Annotated in this window: 17 protein-coding genes; 14 read left to right on the forward strand and 3 right to left on the reverse strand. The window is 67.5% G+C overall.

From position 1 onward, the window contains the following. Positions 1 to 43 precede the first annotated feature (43 nt). The 6 genes from ACQVFL_RS05945 to murA all read left to right on the forward strand — a co-directional run bounded on the left by ACQVFL_RS05945 (position 44) and on the right by murA (position 4,794). Positions 44 to 313, forward strand: a complete 270-nt coding sequence (locus ACQVFL_RS05945; RefSeq protein WP_431729776.1) for a hypothetical protein — start codon at positions 44 to 46, stop codon at positions 311 to 313. Next, positions 310 to 1,173, forward strand: coding sequence for a 50S ribosomal protein L11 methyltransferase (locus tag ACQVFL_RS05950; RefSeq protein ID WP_431728870.1), 864 nt, complete (start codon positions 310 to 312; stop codon positions 1,171 to 1,173). Before ACQVFL_RS05945 ends, ACQVFL_RS05950 begins: the two co-directional genes overlap by 4 nt. 1 nt (position 1,174) lies before the next feature. Beyond that, the gene (locus ACQVFL_RS05955) at positions 1,175 to 2,587 is read left to right on the forward strand and encodes an NAD(P)/FAD-dependent oxidoreductase (protein ID WP_431728871.1); all 1,413 of its coding nucleotides are present in this window, start codon (positions 1,175 to 1,177) and stop codon (positions 2,585 to 2,587) included. Continuing rightward, positions 2,584 to 2,835: an acyl carrier protein gene (locus tag ACQVFL_RS05960; protein WP_431728872.1), complete on the forward strand. Its 252-nt coding sequence runs from the start codon at positions 2,584 to 2,586 to the stop codon at positions 2,833 to 2,835. Before ACQVFL_RS05955 ends, ACQVFL_RS05960 begins: the two co-directional genes overlap by 4 nt. Beyond that, positions 2,832 to 3,449 carry a DapH/DapD/GlmU-related protein gene (locus ACQVFL_RS05965; protein ID WP_431728873.1) on the forward strand — a complete coding sequence of 206 codons (618 nt, stop codon included), beginning with the start codon at positions 2,832 to 2,834 and terminating at the stop codon, positions 3,447 to 3,449. The genes ACQVFL_RS05960 and ACQVFL_RS05965 overlap by 4 nt, the downstream gene beginning before the upstream one ends. Before the next feature lie 73 nt (positions 3,450 to 3,522). Further along, a complete protein-coding gene (gene murA / locus ACQVFL_RS05970) occupies positions 3,523 to 4,794 on the forward strand; it encodes a UDP-N-acetylglucosamine 1-carboxyvinyltransferase (RefSeq protein WP_431728874.1) in 1,272 nt (423 codons plus the stop codon). Here the strand turns inward: murA and ACQVFL_RS05975 are convergent. Continuing rightward, positions 4,775 to 5,005, reverse strand: a complete 231-nt coding sequence (locus tag ACQVFL_RS05975; protein ID WP_431729934.1) for a hypothetical protein — start codon at positions 5,003 to 5,005, stop codon at positions 4,775 to 4,777. The two genes, murA and ACQVFL_RS05975, sit on opposite strands and share 20 nt — an antisense overlap. Here ACQVFL_RS05975 and ACQVFL_RS05980 point away from each other — a divergent pair. Then, positions 4,925 to 5,917: a DegT/DnrJ/EryC1/StrS family aminotransferase gene (locus ACQVFL_RS05980; RefSeq protein WP_431729777.1), complete on the forward strand. Its 993-nt coding sequence runs from the start codon at positions 4,925 to 4,927 to the stop codon at positions 5,915 to 5,917. The genes ACQVFL_RS05975 and ACQVFL_RS05980 overlap by 81 nt on opposite strands. Next, positions 5,914 to 6,978, forward strand: a complete 1,065-nt coding sequence (locus ACQVFL_RS05985; protein ID WP_431728875.1) for a Gfo/Idh/MocA family protein — start codon at positions 5,914 to 5,916, stop codon at positions 6,976 to 6,978. The genes ACQVFL_RS05980 and ACQVFL_RS05985 overlap by 4 nt, the downstream gene beginning before the upstream one ends. Here ACQVFL_RS05985 and ACQVFL_RS05990 read toward each other — a convergent pair. After that, complete coding sequence (locus tag ACQVFL_RS05990) at positions 6,942 to 7,439, reverse strand: NUDIX domain-containing protein (RefSeq protein WP_398694530.1); 498 nt, start codon at positions 7,437 to 7,439, stop codon at positions 6,942 to 6,944. The two genes, ACQVFL_RS05985 and ACQVFL_RS05990, sit on opposite strands and share 37 nt — an antisense overlap. 215 nt (positions 7,440 to 7,654) lie before the next feature. Here ACQVFL_RS05990 and amcA point away from each other — a divergent pair, with 215 nt between their 5' ends. From amcA to ACQVFL_RS06015, 5 genes are all read left to right on the forward strand, one after another. After that, on the forward strand, positions 7,655 to 7,840 hold the full coding sequence (gene amcA, locus ACQVFL_RS05995; protein WP_431728876.1) for a multiple cyclophane-containing RiPP AmcA: 186 nt from the start codon (positions 7,655 to 7,657) through the stop codon (positions 7,838 to 7,840). A gap of 75 nt (positions 7,841 to 7,915) precedes the next feature. Further along, entirely contained in the window at positions 7,916 to 8,578 is a 663-nt protein-coding gene (locus ACQVFL_RS06000) for a pentapeptide repeat-containing protein (protein ID WP_431728877.1), read from the forward strand. Positions 8,579 to 8,729: 151 nt separating this feature from the next. Next, entirely contained in the window at positions 8,730 to 9,287 is a 558-nt protein-coding gene (locus tag ACQVFL_RS06005; protein ID WP_431728878.1) for a hypothetical protein, read from the forward strand. Between the two features lie 83 nt (positions 9,288 to 9,370). After that, positions 9,371 to 9,964: a helix-turn-helix domain-containing protein gene (locus tag ACQVFL_RS06010; protein ID WP_431728879.1), complete on the forward strand. Its 594-nt coding sequence runs from the start codon at positions 9,371 to 9,373 to the stop codon at positions 9,962 to 9,964. Between the two features lie 243 nt (positions 9,965 to 10,207). Then, positions 10,208 to 11,095, forward strand: coding sequence for a DUF5677 domain-containing protein (locus ACQVFL_RS06015; protein WP_431728880.1), 888 nt, complete (start codon positions 10,208 to 10,210; stop codon positions 11,093 to 11,095). Positions 11,096 to 11,192: 97 nt separating this feature from the next. On the opposite strand, the gene ACQVFL_RS06020 is transcribed toward ACQVFL_RS06015, so the two are convergent. After that, on the reverse strand, positions 11,193 to 11,900 hold the full coding sequence (locus tag ACQVFL_RS06020) for a hypothetical protein (protein ID WP_431728881.1): 708 nt from the start codon (positions 11,898 to 11,900) through the stop codon (positions 11,193 to 11,195). A 1,563-nt stretch (positions 11,901 to 13,463) separates the two neighbouring features. Between ACQVFL_RS06020 and ACQVFL_RS06025 the strand changes: the two genes are divergently transcribed. Beyond that, positions 13,464 to 14,351, forward strand: coding sequence for a replication-relaxation family protein (locus ACQVFL_RS06025; RefSeq protein ID WP_431728882.1), 888 nt, complete (start codon positions 13,464 to 13,466; stop codon positions 14,349 to 14,351). The last annotated feature ends 99 nt before the right edge of the window (positions 14,352 to 14,450 follow it).

Here is a 14,450-nt window from a genome sequence, read left to right on the forward strand (position 1 = left end):
GGTGGTGACGGCCCATGACGAGCCGCCCCGACCGCACTTGCCGATGCGGCCGCTGTGGCTGTGCCGCCCATGCGGCCAGCCATGGCCGTGCGGCGCGGCGAAGATCGCCCTGCTGGGGGAGTACCGGGACAGCCGGGTGAGCCTCTTTCTCTATCTGGCCAGATGCCTGTATGACGCGATCGGCGATCTCCACCAGCTACATCCCAGTGACACCAGCAGCACGGCCAGTGTCTTCGACCGCTTCCTCGGCTGGCCCGCCCGCTCCTATCCGATCGTTACCAGGGCCTCTCTTGATCAGGGGGAATCTTCATGAGCAGCGCTGACGTCACCAATGCGCCGTCGCAGACGGTCCGGGTGAGGATCCCGGCAGGCGCGGCAAATGCACTGTGCCAGGCGAGGCCGGCCCGCAGCGGCATGCTCTCGGCCGAGTTCGAGGTGCGAGGCCGGCGGGCCCGGATCGAGACGCCGGACGACGGGCCGGTTCTCTTTCCGACCGACGTGGGGCTCACCCTGCTGAGCGCGCTGAACGCCGACCCCGACCTGCCCGTGGCAGGTACCCGCGTGCTGGACATCGGGTGCGGCTCCGGCCTGTACACAGTGGCGCTGGCCTTGGTTGGCGCGGCACACGTGACGGCGCTCGATATCAACTCGGCGTGTGCGGACGTGACCCGCGACAACGCGGCCCGCAACGGTATCCAGCAGGCCCAGGTGGCCACGATCGTCGGGGACCTCGCCGAGCTGGCAGTCGTCGAACCGTGGGACCTGGTGGTCTGCAACCCTCCACACTTTCCGCACGATCCGGCCTACGCCGCTGACGACGGCATCGAGACGGCCCTTGTCGGCGGCAGTGACGGGCGGGCGTTGTACGACGTCCTGCTCGCCCGCCTCGACGAACTACTCGCCCCGGGCGGGACGCTGCTGCTGACGCACTCATCTCTGACCGACATCCCTTGCACCCGTCAGACGCTGCGACGCAACGGATACGAGTACCGCACTGTCCAGATCTGTGAGCTGGACATCCCCTTGCGCCGATACGCGACGCACCGTGACGTGCTGCTGTCGCGGCTGTACCTGCTCCGGGCGGCTGAGCGGGCAGCGTTCTGTGGCCTCCGGTTCGAGGTGCACACCCTCGCCGCCACCCGCATCGATTCCCTGAACGGATCAGGTGAGTGACATGAACCAATTCGTGACCGACGTCGTGGTGGCCGGCTCCGGCCTGCTCGGGCTCGCCACCGCGTTCGAGTTGCTCAGCCGGGACCTCGACGTCACCGTGATCGGCCCTCGCACGGGCGACCACGCGGGGCAGGCGTCCCGGGCCGCCGGCGCGATGCTCACCGTCTTCAGCGAGGTCGAGGCAGACCACGATCCCCAGCGGGTCAGCCTCGAAGTCGGCGAACGGTTGGCCGCCCGGACCGGATACGAAGCCTGGCTGGACCGCGTCGGCACGGCCAGCAAGCAGGCGGTACGGCTTGTCCCGGGCGTGTGGGTGATCGGTAACGGCTACGGGCCGGACGACACCGTGAACCTCCGGGCCATCGCGAAGGCCGCCGAGACCCACGGGTGCCGCGCCGAGTTCGCCGCACCGACCGACGTGCCGGGGCTGGCACCGCAGGTGCGGGCGCACGAGGCGCTATGGCTGCCGGACGAGGCCAGCGTGGACCCCGCGCTCCTGGTCGAGGCGCTGGCCACGGTGCTGAGCGCCAATCCTCGCTGTCGATGGCTCAACACCATCGTGAGCACCGTCAACGAGCGCGGCGAGCATCTGGCCGTCGACGCGGCTGACGGCAGCACTGTCCTGGCCGCTCACCTGGTGCTCGCCGCCGGTGCCGGGACGACAGGGCTGCTCGCCCCTGCGCTCGCCGAGCAGGTCGACGCACCTCCGCTGCGGTCCGGGCGAGGCGTGTCGCTGCTTGCCCGCGTCCCCTTCTCGCTACCCGCTGCCGTGCGAACCCCGAACCGGGGCTTCGCCTGTGGCAGCCACATGGTCCCGCGCGGCGACGGCACGATCTACCTGGGCGCGACAAACCGGCTCTCCACCGAACCCGACTATGGCCAACCCGCCACCCTGGACGAGATCGCCACCCTGGTCCACGACGCGAGCGCCGAGCTCAACACCACCATTCGCGAGGCGGGGTTGGTCGAGGTCCGGGTCGGGCACCGGCCGGTCACCCTCGATCACCTGCCGCTGTTCGGCCGCACCGGACACCCGATGGTCCACCTCGCAACGGGCACCTACCGGTGCGGGGTGCTGCTGGCCCCGCACGCCGCCGGCATCGTCGCCGACGGGATCACCGCTCCCAGCTCCGCCTCCGCCCACCCCTACAGCCCCCGGCGTGCGATGCACCTTCCGGCACTCGACGACCTCATCAGCGGTGGGACCCGCGGGCTGGTGGACATGCTGTGCCAACCGGGTGGCAGCCTTCCGTCTGGCACGCGCGAGATGCTGGAAAGGTTCCTCGAGGCGGCGTTGCACGAGATCGCCGCCGGCACCTCGACCAGGGCAGTCGCCATGCGCCGGCTTTGGCAGCGTGCACCGATGGTCGAATGCCTGCCGCTGCTGCTCGACGCCATCGGGCGGATCCGATGAGCACGCATGCTCTGGGCTGGCAGACCGTAGCCCGGCAGATCCTTGCCGAGATCAGCGGCCGGGCCGTCGAGACCATCATCATCTCCACCCGGCTGTCCGATCTCGGTCTGGACTCGCTCGGCCGGCTCACGCTCGCGGTGCTACTGGAGGAACGAACCGGCCGTCCGTTGCCCGACGACGAGCTGATCAGCGTCAGGACGCTGGACGATCTTGAGCGGCTGCTGAGACCCACGGAGCGTTCGGCATGACCAGATTGCCAACACCGACAGCCGGACACATGTTGGACGCGCCCTTCATCGCCGAGTCGGCCGAGGTCGCTGACGAGGCCCACGTCGGCGCGCGAACCAGGATCTGGCACCACGCCCAGGTGGACGCGGACGTCCGGGTTGGTGAGGACTGCGTACTCGGCAAGGGCGTTCACGTGGCCTCGGCAGCGATCATCGGAAACCGGGTCAAGATCCAGGATGGGTGCGGAGTGTTCGGGGCGACTCTGGAAGACGGCGTGATGCTTGCCCCCGGCGTATATCTGCTGGAGGACCCGGCACCCCGAGCCATCAACCCCGCCGGTCACTTGAAAGGTCGCAACGACTGGCAGCGGGAACCGGTGACGATCCGCTACGGCGCCACCGTCGGCGCCAACGCGGTCATCGCCCCGGGCGTCACCGTCGGCCGGTACGCCATGGTCGGCATCGGCACCGTCGTGGGACACGACGTGCCGGACCACGGCCTCGTCATGGGCAACCCGGCCCGGCAACTCGGCTGGGCCTGCAGGTGCGGCCACCGCATCGACGACAACCTCACCTGTCCCACCTGCGGACGGTTCTACCGCCGAGGGCCGAACGGCTTGTCCCTCGCCACGTGACCGCCGCACACCACCGGCGACTGTCCCGCCCGTGCGTGCTCAACCACCTCAACTCCTGCTGAAGGAACGTCAGATGAACAGAGTTCGCTATCGCGTTCGCCCTGCCGGGCCGCTCAACGGCACCGCCGTCGTCCAAGGCGCCAAGAATGCGGCTCTGCCCATGATCGGTGCCGCGTTGCTCGCCCGACACGGCCAAACGGTGTTACGCAACGTCCCCGCGATCACCGACGTCCAGCGCGCCGTCGACCTCGCCCGGCTACTGGGCGCTCACGTCGAGTACCACCCGGCCGACCGGCTGCTCGTCATCGACGCCACCGAGATCACCAGCTCACGGCTGCCAGCCGATCTCACCCGCCTGTTCCGAGGCAGCGTGTTGTTCCTCGCACCGGTGCTGCACCGCCGCGGCGAGGTGATCTTCGAGGGCGCCGGCGGCTGTGCCCTCGGCACCCGAGGTCTCGACTTCCACTACCGGGGCATGGCCCGCCTCGGCGCGCACATCGAGGAACAGGGCAGCACCATCAACATCAAGGCCGGCAACCTGCGCGGCACCGACCTCTACCTCGACACGCCCTCGCACACCGGCACCGAGAACCTCATCATGGCCGCAGCCCTCACGCCGGGCCGGACCGTCATCGAGAACGCCGCGCTGGAGCCCGAGGTCCTCGACGTAGTCGCGATGCTCACGGCCATGGGTGCCCAGATCCGCGGCGCGGGAACCGGTCGCATCGTCGTCACCGGAGTAGCCGAGCTAAACGCCGTGGAATACACGATCATGCCGGACCGCATGGACGCCGGCGTGCTGGCCATCGCGGCGGCCATCACCGGTGGAAGGGTCAACCTCGTCGGTGGCGCGGTGCTGGATCACTTCGGAGTCGCCGCCCACAAGCTCCACCAGATGGGCGTCGAACTCGACGCCGCCGGGGCGGTCACCAACGTCACCCGCCCCGGTCAACTGCATCCGATCAACGTCATCACCGACACCCACCCCGGGTTAGCCACCGACCTGCAGCCCCCACTGATGGCCCTCGCCACCCAAGCGCCCGGAACGAGCTACTTCCGTGAGCGCATCCACGACGCCCGCTACGCCCTCGCTGGTGAGCTGAGCAAGCTCGGCGCGGACCTCACCGTAGAAGGTGAGAAGGCCGTCGTGCACGGCGGTAAGCCACTGCGCGGTACCGAGGTCGTCGCCCAAGACCTGCGGACCGGCATTGGGCTCGTCCTGGCCGGACTTGTGGCCGACGGCGAAACGGTCATCGGCAACGGCGCGATGATCGATCGGGGCCACGCGGACCTGGCCAGCCGTTTCACCGCCCTCGGCGCTGACATCACCCGCGATGAGACATGAGGACCAGCTTCCCGCGACGCGGGCCGATGCCGAGCCGTTGGCAAGAACCGAGGAGGTGACCATGGGGCGCCTGATCACACTCGCCCATCCGCACGTCGGTGACGCCGAGGTCGCCGCCGCCGTCCGCGTCCTGCGAAGCCGAAAGCTCGTTCAGGGCACCGAGGTCGCCGCGTTCGAAGCCGAGTTCGCAAGCCTCGTCGCCGGTCGGCATTGTGTGGCGGTCAGCTCCGGTTCCACCGCTCTGCACCTTGCGCTACGCGCCTGCGGCATCGGGCCCGGAGATCAGGTGATCCTGCCAGCATTCACCTTCGGGGCTACCGCACACGCCGTTGCCCACGCTGGCGCTGCGCCGGTCTTCGCCGACATCGACCCGGAGACCTTCACCCTCGACCCCGATGCGACCGCCGCCGCCATCACGCCCCGCACCGCCGCCATCGTCCCGGTCCACCTGTTCGGCCACCCAGCCGCGATGGAACACCTGACCGTCCTGGCCGCCCGCCACGGCCTCGCCGTCATCGAAGACGCCGCCCAGGCCGTCGGTGCCGCACTGGATGGCACCTCGGCCGGGGCGTTTGGTCACGCCGCAGCCTTCAGCTTCTATCCCACCAAGAACATGCACGCCATCGAAGGTGGCATGGTGGTCACGGGTGACGAGCAGGTGGCCAGACGACTACGGTTGCTGCGCAACCAGGGCATGTCGGCCCGCTACGAGTACGAGCTGATCGGTTTCAACGCTCGGATGACCGACGTCTCCGCCGCTGTTGGTCGCGTTCAACTCCGATCGCTGGCACCGTGGACCGCCCGCAGACAAGCGCATGCCGCCGTGCTCACCGAGCAACTCGACGGCGTTGTCACCCCGTCGGTCCGGCCGGGCGTCGTCCACGTCTACCACCAGTACGTCATCCGCCACCGCAACCGGGACGCCGTACGGCAACGGCTCGCCGACGCCCTAATCGAGACCGGAATCCACTATCCGACGCCCCTGCACCGCAGCTCCGCCTACGACCAACCCGCCGACCTTCCGCATACGGAGCAGGCTGCTGCTGAGGTGCTCTCCCTGCCTGTCCATCCGTACCTGACGCCGCCCGATCTGGCTCGAATCGTGGCGGAGGTGATTCGATGAGCGCGCCACTGCGAGCAGGACTCGTCGGCTTGGGCATGATGGGCCGCCACCACGCCCGCATCCTCGGCCAGCTTCCCGGCGTCCAGCTCGTCGCCGCTGCCGACCCGGGCGGGGACCGATATCGGGCCGCCAGGGGCATCACCCTCTCAGCCACGCTGGAGCAGCTTCTCACGCATCGGCTCGACTACTGCGTCGTCGCGGTGCCCACCGCCCACCACGCGGCCATCGGACACCGACTCGCCGAGGCAGGTGTATCGGCGCTGATCGAGAAGCCCCTCGCTCCGGACCTGGCTACCGCACGGGCTCTCGCCCAAGCGTTCGACACCGCCGGACTGATCGGGGCCGTCGGCCACACCGAGCGGTACAACCCCGCACTGGAAGCCATGCAGGTCCGACTCGCCGACGGGGCTCTCGGCGACCTTTACCAGATCACCACCCGGCGCCAGGGGCCCTACCCGCCGCGAATCCGGGATGTCGGCGTCGTGCTCGACCTCGCCACCCACGACCTGGACATCACCACCTGGGTCAGCGGCATGCCGCTGACCCAGGTCACCGCCCGAGCCATGGCCCGCAGCGGCCGGATCGCCGAAGATCTCGTCCTCATCCTCGGCGAGCTCAGCGACGGCACCCTCACCAGCCATGTCGTCAACTGGCTATCCCCGCTGAAGGAGCGCATCACCATAGTCACCGGCGCTCACGGCTGCCTTGCCGCCGACACCGTCCACGGCGATCTGACCTTCTACGCCAACGGCTCCGCGCCCACCGAATGGGCCGCCGTCGAGGTATTCCGGGGCGTCACCGAAGGAGCCGTGACCCGATTCGCGATCCCGAAACGCGAACCCCTGCTCAGCGAACACGAAGCCTTCCGCGACGCCATCCTCGGTCGAGAGGCACCGATCGTGACGCTCTGGCAGGCCGCCGCGACCATCGCCGCTGTCGAGGCCGTCCTCACCTCGGCGGCGACCGGGAGCTCCGCTGCGCCTGACCTGCCACGAACGCCGCGTCCACGGCTCAACCCGGCCGACTACCTGCTTGAGACGGTGACTCCATCTTCGAGGTAGACGCCGCCATGCCCGATCGCGGCGACGGCTGCGGCAACCCGTCGAGCCAGTCGTGGGATCAACACCTCGTCCAAGCGTTCCGGCTCGACGAAGTCGAACCGGTCGAGTTCGTCCGGGCACAGTCGTATCGCCGTGATCTGGTCCGCTGTCAGTACGCCTCCGTCGAAGACGAACATGAGTCCGCCGTCCCAGGGTGGGTTCGCCGGTACCCAGTCGACGCAGAGCAGCGTTCCCGTGGGCACGGGAAGACCCAGTTCCTCCTGGATCTCGCGTACACAAGCATCCGCCGGGGACTCGTCCGGCTCCACCATTCCGCCGGGAACTTCCCACATGTCCTTGTAGGTCGGGTGGACCACCAGCACCCGGCCGACCTGGTCCCGGAGGATCACGCCGGCGGCAGCGCGGACCCGCGTCACGCTGGCGATGTAGGAGAGGTCGGGTTCGGTCTGTGTCTCGGCCACGCGACAGACCCTACGGGCTCGCCCCTGACGAATGGCGCGTTACCAAAGGAGGGATGCCCGAACCGCAGCAACTGGGCCCGCTCTGATACGGGTCTGCTGCACCTATCGGTGCAGCAGACCCCCTTCACCGTCCGCGAGACCAACTTCTGCCGCACCACCCGACAGGCCCTCGTCCGCGCCACCGCGGACCACCTCACCCCGACCTGAGGACCAGCATGACCGACGCCCTCGCCGCCTTCGTCAACGCCCCGCCGCACCACCTCGACAGTCTCGGTGTCGCACCCTCCCGGGCGGTAGCGTCGATCGACGCCGCGAAGTTCGACAACCGGCCCACCTGGGACAAACGTGGCAAATTTGACAGCCGCCCCGGCTGGGACAACTGGAACAAGAAGAAGCGCTGACAGCGAGCCCCCGACACTCGGCGGTGCGGCGGCCGGCCCGTCTCGCACCGCCCTCGAAAACAGGTAAAGGACCACATGCGGACCACGACAGTCGGCGAGCTCCGGATACTGCTCCCGGAACTCGACCCTGACGATCTCGACATCATCAGCGACCCGACCGACGACTTCAGCGACGCCACCATCGAGAACGTCTCCTGGCGTGGCGTCACCCTCGACGGCGTTACGGTGCGTGGGAGCCGGCTCGTCGGTGTCGACGTGAGCGAGAGCGGTTGGGAGGGTGGGTCCCTCTTCGGCTGCGAGATCACCCGTACCGACTTCTCCGGCACCACCATGTCCGGCGTCAGCATCGAGCGTTGTGCCGTCACCGGCTCCCGGTTCACCGGCACCAGGCTCAGCGACATCCGGCTCAAGGACGTGCTGTTCGAGGGATGCCGCTTCGACTACACGTCCCTCACCCGTGTCACCGCAGCCGGAGCCGTGGCCTTCGTGGACTGCGTCCTCACCGATGCCAGCTGGTCGTCCTGCCGCCTCCCCAACATCGTCCTGCGGTCCTGCCAACTGGCCCGCCTAAAACTCGACTCCTGCCACCTCCATGGCGTTGACCTGCGAGGCAACGGCCTGCACGACCTGAAGACCGGGCTCGGCAACCTGTACGGGGTCACCCTCGACGAGGGTCAGCTACCCGATCTCACCCACCTGGCCGTTCAGGATCTCCACCTGACCGTACGCAAGCGTTGACGAAGCCGGTCGTCGTCCCCGGTCCGTCGCCGGGTACGAGAGCACACGAACACATCGGGAGAACGACGTCGTGGCCTATCACCCAGGGCCGAACAACCTGCTACGTGCGGCTCGGCCGGCGCTGCCGTCTCCATGGGGTTTTGGGCGGCCGATGTCCCGACAGGAGTTGGCCGACGCGGTCAACGCCCACACCCACACGCACGCGGGTTGCCGCAGCGCCGTGGACGCCCGCTACATCGGCAAGCTCGAACGAGGGGAGCATCGGTGGCCGTTCGAGCCTTATCGCACGGCGCTGCGGGAAGTCCTCGGTATGGCGGCCAACGCCGACCTGGGGTTCTTCATCATTCAGGGACACGCCCAGGATCCTGAAGTGAACCCGGGAGAACCAGGACCAGAAGGTAGCCGGACATCACCGGTTCCCGGTGCCGACCCACGCCGCACGGTATCGGTATCGGCATCGGCGGACGGTCCGGTCATCATTGCCCGCGCGGCGGTGCGGGTGACCGTGAGCGTTTACGCCGAGACTGTCACGGCGCTGGTCCGTCACGACGTCACGACCGGCGCTGTCGCGGTCCTCGCGGGCCCCGTCGAGGTGATGATCGAACCGTCGGATGTCGCGCGGGACCGCCTCGCGGCTGGACCCAGTGTGCCGTCTCCTGCGGCCGGCCTTCGCCAGGTGTCCCGGCTTACGGGCTGGCGGTACCGATGACGAATGTGCGGGTCACGCCGCCGCCCACGGACGGCCGACATGCGTCGGGTCTGCGCTTTCCAGGCCGGATTAGTCAGCAGCAGGTGGCCGAGGCGCGCAGGGACCTCGGTCGGCGGTTGGCCGCGTGGCGTGCCGAGCAGGGGCTGACGCAGGTGCAGCTCGCCAATAGCATCTGTTACTCCCGCAGCTCGGTCGCCAACGCCGAGATCGGCCGGGACATCAGCGTTCGCCGGTTCTGGCAGGACGCCGACCGGGCGGTTCACGCACAAGGGGCGCTGCTCGCGGCGTTCGACCAGACGGCCGCACTGGTACGGGACTTCAACACCCAGCGGGCGCAGGCGCGTGACGAGGAACGCCAGCGACGCGCCGGCCGGACCGCCACCCGGGCCACTCACGCGGCGACGGGTGACTGCGGGTGTGGGACGGTGGTCGTCGGCCGGTGGACCGGACACGAAACCCGGGCGCTCCGCGAGGCCCTCCGGATGACCGTCCACGACTTCGCCCGCCACCTCGGGGTGGCACCCGAGTCGGTCTCCGGCTGGGAACACCACCACACGCCCACACCGCCACCGACGATGGCCACACAAGCCGCCCTGGACGAAACACTCACCCTCGCCGACAGCAACACCAAAGCCCGGTTCCTGCTGATCCTCGACACCCCGAACCACCACACGTAAGCCAGCCGGACATCTGGTGCGGGCTGCACGGCACGACCGCCACGCCGCGTGATACAGCAAGGCTTCCCCACCGCGCCCGGTTGGCGGCAAAGTAGTGCTTGTCGGACTGCCGTCTCATAATGCCGCAGAAGGCAATCTCGCAAAACGGCTCAGTCCGCGCTACCAGGACCCCACCGTCGGCTCGTTGGATGGGCCGCGAACGGGCTTCGGTGTGAGCAGGCAGGGACATGTCATTATTTCTCGGTGGCTGTCAATGAGAACGTCGACGTCGAAGCGCGGGTGGCGGCTGCCGAGGTGTGGATCGCCGCGACGAAACAGGCGCTCATCATCGGCGACCTGACCTGGGATGCAGCCTGGCCCGACCTTCGCCGCATTGCGGTCAACTACATCCTTCGGCGTCAACTCGAAGCGCTTGACGCCACTGTGGTGCTGGCCAAGGTCGGGCTAGGTCATCTGGCAGTCGGATTTGTCCGGCCCGCGCTCGATGAGTTGCTTTGGATGCTGTGGGTGAAGGATCTGCCGCAGCAGGACGCCCAGAATTTACTTATGGCCATGGGGCGGTCCGACGCTATCCGCTCACTGCTCGCACAACGTGCCTACGTCGGTGACGCTGGGATGCAGGAGCTATGGTACCCGGTAACGTTTCTAGACGCCCAGGAGCAGCAGCTAACTCGTGTCAACGCCGAGCTGGCGAAGATTCGGGAGCAGTTCAATTGGTCGGGGCGCCCGCTGCCGAGCGCGAGGTGGGTCGCAAAGCAGACCGGCCATGAGGACCTGTACGACTACTTGCATGCCGCCGCGAGTCGGGCCCTGCACTTCTCGATGGGCGAGGTTTTGCGCAACGGTTGGGGCGAGCCAGGCGGAAAGCTGGTAACCCTGCAACCAGAATTTCGCGAGTACCGGACCAACTTCGCGCTTTACCAGTTACCCTTGTTATTCCTCGAAACCGCGGACGCTTGCCAGAAGTTCTTCGAACATGCGGGAGTTAAAGGGTCAGAGGACGAGATCGTAGAGAAGCAGATTCTCGCCGCAGCCCAGGCCCTCGGAAAGTTCGGGCGCGTACCGCTCGTCCACGCTCACGAATGGAACCTGACGCCGAATGGCCCGCTGCGCCATGCTGAGAATAATTGACGAAGCCTGAGGTCGCGAAACGCATGAGCCGGGCAAGCCGGCGAGTGGGTGAACACACGCCTCCGAGCCAACGAACGAAAGTCGATCAAGCCCGACCTCAGTTCCCGGCCAGCTTGACAGCTCGATCCTTCGGAGTTCGCCAATCTGCGGGAGCCCGATCGTCAGCGATACCTGGATTGGGGGACGGCAGGTGCCGTTCCTCGATTCGCACCACGTAGCGGTGCCACCCCGACTCTGCTTGAAACCTTGCCAACCATAGTTCCCAAACGCCCAATGGTTGGTCACTATCCCGCCGTGCCCGACCACGGAACCAGACGTCCGAGATGCCGTGTGGGAGGACAATATCAGCGATGTGCTCGATTGTTCCGTCGTCATAAGAATCGGACAGCCGGTAGAAGTAGTGGCCACCTTCCTTGTGACCCCGCGCCAAGAGGAAGAGGTGCCGCTCATCGGCTGGTTCAGCCAATAGTTTGTCGAAGTTCTCGCGGGCCCAATCCTCCGCAAGCATCTCAGAACAGACCTGCGCCAGCTCGTTCAAGCGCAAGGGGATCGATCCACCCTCGGTCTGGGGCTGCCCTGCCCTCTTCGCGCGTGCCCATTCACCCATCAGGCTTGTGGCTGGTGGTGAGGTGACCTCAACGATGCCCCGGCGCTCCCGGCCATCGACGTACACCCAAGAACCGTCAGGCTTCTTGTCGCCAGCGCCAGCATCCGCGAGCTTGATGTCGACCCCGAGCACCTGCTCTAAAGCCAGAAATGCGATCTCTTCCTCACGGTTTGCCTTCGCACCGGCCACGTTGCTCATGGCTTGGAGAGTAGCTGGGGCGGGCACGTGAAGCGATACCGGTGGAACCGGTCGACGATATGTCGCAGGAGCGGGTTCCACGAACCCCGCCGTCCGCTCTAGGACGAATTAGATGGGCCGGCACACACTGGACGCGCCAGCTATGGATGCCGATGGAGTTGGACACTGCCAGCCGGGTCACCGGTGGGGATCGGTGCGGACAACTCCGGTGGAGTCATCCCATCGGCCGAGCTGCATCTGCGCGGCCGAGACTAGCGAGCCTGGGATGCCGAACGCCGGGCGCCTCCGGGGCCGCCGACCGGCTGGCTGGTTGACGCACTCAATTCGGCATGAGAGGGCGGGTGGGCGTGACTTCGCCTGCTCATGGATCTCGCCATCGGCGCGTGGGAGGTGTCGGATAGGTGGTGCTCGATCAGGTCGAGGTCGAAGGAATGTCGGCTGAGCGCGCCTTCGCGCTGTAGGTGGGGTGCTGTCGGGGCGGGGCACGTCCGCCGGTCTGTCCTTGCTGTCGCTGTCCGGCATGCGGTTTCGGCTACTGGTGTCAACGGCGGACTGTCTCAGCGCGTCGTCGACAACTGGGAGGCGGCGCCGTGGCTCTGGCTGGTCTGTCGGCGAGAGCCCTGTCTCGCAATGTGAGATAGTAGATCCGGCTGGTCAAGATTTTTCTGCTTGTTTCGGGCGTGGATTTGTGCCGCTGGGGTCCAGTGCGGGTTGGTGGGTGTCGGTGCGTCCGGCTGGGTCCGGAGACGTGGTGAACGTCTGCTGGTGGCGTTGGTTGACAGGGTGCTGCCGGGGAGGCGTACTGATACGGACATGACCGCGTGGCGGTCTGTCTGCCGGGTCCAATCGGCCAGGCTGGCGGCGTTCCATGGAGGAGCGTCGCGGGTCGTTCGAGGCTCGGGGTGGGCGGATCGTCGTTGGTTTTGAGTGGTAGGGGGTTCGCGATGAAGGGTCTTTCTCCGGCGGGTTGAGTCGACGCCCTACCGGGCCGTGATGTCGACGGCTCCCGGGGCAATCGTCTCCTGCCGCGTTGCGCCGCCTGCCGGTGCGGGTGTGCCGTCCTGCTTCCGTAGCTGCTGCCGCCGTTCTTGCTGCCGCGACCGCCTTTCTGGTGGTCGTGTCGGTCGTTGCTGTCCTCATCCGCTCTCGGGTCGACCGGATGCCCGGTCGGCGTGTTGGTTGGTAACCCCACCGTGCGCTTGTCCGTAGTCCGTCGCACTGGCTGTGGCTGCGTGTCCCTGCGGCGTCGTGGATGTCGTCGCGCATTCTTATTGTTTTCGATCAAGGAGTTGTTGGGTTCGTGGTTCATCTCGTTTCTGTGCGCTCCGGCTCGGTGCCGGTGGCTGTGGCAGATTCCGTTTCGGTGCCCGTTGCGGGGTCCGGATTGGTGTCGGTGTTGAGGTCAGTCTTGAACCGGACGCCCCGACGGACCCCCTGTCGTGTCTCACATCGCTGGTCAGGTCGGCTGTCAGCGCTGTTGGCTTGTCCTGCGACAGACCCTGCGTGGTTTCGGGTCTCTCCCCCTGGGGCTGGCATTCCCTACAGGAGGGGAGGTGGTGGCTGGTGGATGATCCGGTCCTTCGGGTCCAGTCCCAGCTGACCGCCCGTGACCGTGTGCTGCTGGGCTGGCTCTACGACCACGGGGTGTTGACGTCGTTCCAGCTCGCGCATGCCCTGTTTTCGTCTCTGGATTTCTGTCAGCGGCGGTTGCGGACGTTGTACCGGTTGCGGTTGGTGGCGCGGTTCCGTCCGCAGCGCGCTGACGGTGGCTCGTACCCGTATCACTACGTGATCGATCAGCTCGGCGCGGAGGTCGTGGCCGCTGGTCGTGATGAGCGTCCGCCTCGGCGTGATCATGCCCGGGTGGAGCGGCGCCGTTGGACGTCGAGCCGCACCCTGGAGCACCGCCTGGGGGTGAACGGTTTCTTCACCGACCTCGCCGGCTACGCCCGCACCCATCCGGATGCTCGGTTGGGGGAGTGGTTGTCGGAGGCGGCGTGCCAGCGGTCGGGGGTGTTCACCCGGCCGGAGGATCCGGCTCTGGTGCGCGCCTACCAACCTCGGGTACGTCCGGACGGCTACGGCCTGTGGGTTACCGGCGGCAGTGGGGTGCCGTTCTTCGTGGAGTACGACACCGGTGGTGAGCCGTTGTCGGTGTTGACCGGGAAGCTGGTCGGTTACCGGGAGTGGTTCGCCGCGTTGGGGCGGGCGTGGCCGGTGTTGTTCTGGCTGCATTCCGCCGCCCGGGAACGCAACCTGCGCCGGATGTGGGCCGAGACGCCTCTGCGGGTGCCCGTGGCTACCGGTGCCCGCGACCACGCCACCACGGCGGGCCTGTGCCCTGCTGAGGCGGTATGGGCGGTGGCCGGCGGTGACGGGCGACGGTCCACGCTGGCTGACCTGTCGCTGTGGGTCCTCGACGACCGGGACCCGACCGAGGAGGCGGCATGACCGACGACACCTCCCCGGACCTCTTCATCGTGCGGCCGGCGTGTGCGACGGCGATGGTCCCGGGCCCGTTCTGTCACTGGTCTGTCAGCGTCTCACCGG

This window comes from Verrucosispora sp. TAA-831, assembly GCF_050780145.1.
In the GTDB taxonomy this organism is placed as follows: domain Bacteria; phylum Actinomycetota; class Actinomycetes; order Mycobacteriales; family Micromonosporaceae; genus Micromonospora.

What these genes read in the sequence shown, in the direction of transcription:
- ACQVFL_RS05945 (WP_431729776.1), top strand. Translation starts at nt 44, where the DNA reads ATGCGGCCGCTGTGGCTGTGCCGCCCATGCGGCCAGCCATGGCCGTGC.
- ACQVFL_RS05950 (WP_431728870.1), top strand. Translation starts at nt 310, where the DNA reads ATGAGCAGCGCTGACGTCACCAATGCGCCGTCGCAGACGGTCCGGGTG.
- ACQVFL_RS05955 (WP_431728871.1), top strand. Translation starts at nt 1,175, where the DNA reads ATGAACCAATTCGTGACCGACGTCGTGGTGGCCGGCTCCGGCCTGCTC.
- ACQVFL_RS05960 (WP_431728872.1), top strand. Translation starts at nt 2,584, where the DNA reads ATGAGCACGCATGCTCTGGGCTGGCAGACCGTAGCCCGGCAGATCCTT.
- ACQVFL_RS05965 (WP_431728873.1), top strand. Translation starts at nt 2,832, where the DNA reads ATGACCAGATTGCCAACACCGACAGCCGGACACATGTTGGACGCGCCC.
- murA (WP_431728874.1), top strand. Translation starts at nt 3,523, where the DNA reads ATGAACAGAGTTCGCTATCGCGTTCGCCCTGCCGGGCCGCTCAACGGC.
- ACQVFL_RS05975 (WP_431729934.1), bottom strand. Translation starts at nt 5,005, where the DNA reads ATGCCGACCGGCGACGAGGCTTGCGAACTCGGCTTCGAACGCGGCGAC.
- ACQVFL_RS05985 (WP_431728875.1), top strand. Translation starts at nt 5,914, where the DNA reads ATGAGCGCGCCACTGCGAGCAGGACTCGTCGGCTTGGGCATGATGGGC.
- amcA (WP_431728876.1), top strand. Translation starts at nt 7,655, where the DNA reads ATGACCGACGCCCTCGCCGCCTTCGTCAACGCCCCGCCGCACCACCTC.
- ACQVFL_RS06000 (WP_431728877.1), top strand. Translation starts at nt 7,916, where the DNA reads ATGCGGACCACGACAGTCGGCGAGCTCCGGATACTGCTCCCGGAACTC.
- ACQVFL_RS06005 (WP_431728878.1), top strand. Translation starts at nt 8,730, where the DNA reads ATGTCCCGACAGGAGTTGGCCGACGCGGTCAACGCCCACACCCACACG.
- ACQVFL_RS06020 (WP_431728881.1), bottom strand. Translation starts at nt 11,900, where the DNA reads ATGAGCAACGTGGCCGGTGCGAAGGCAAACCGTGAGGAAGAGATCGCA.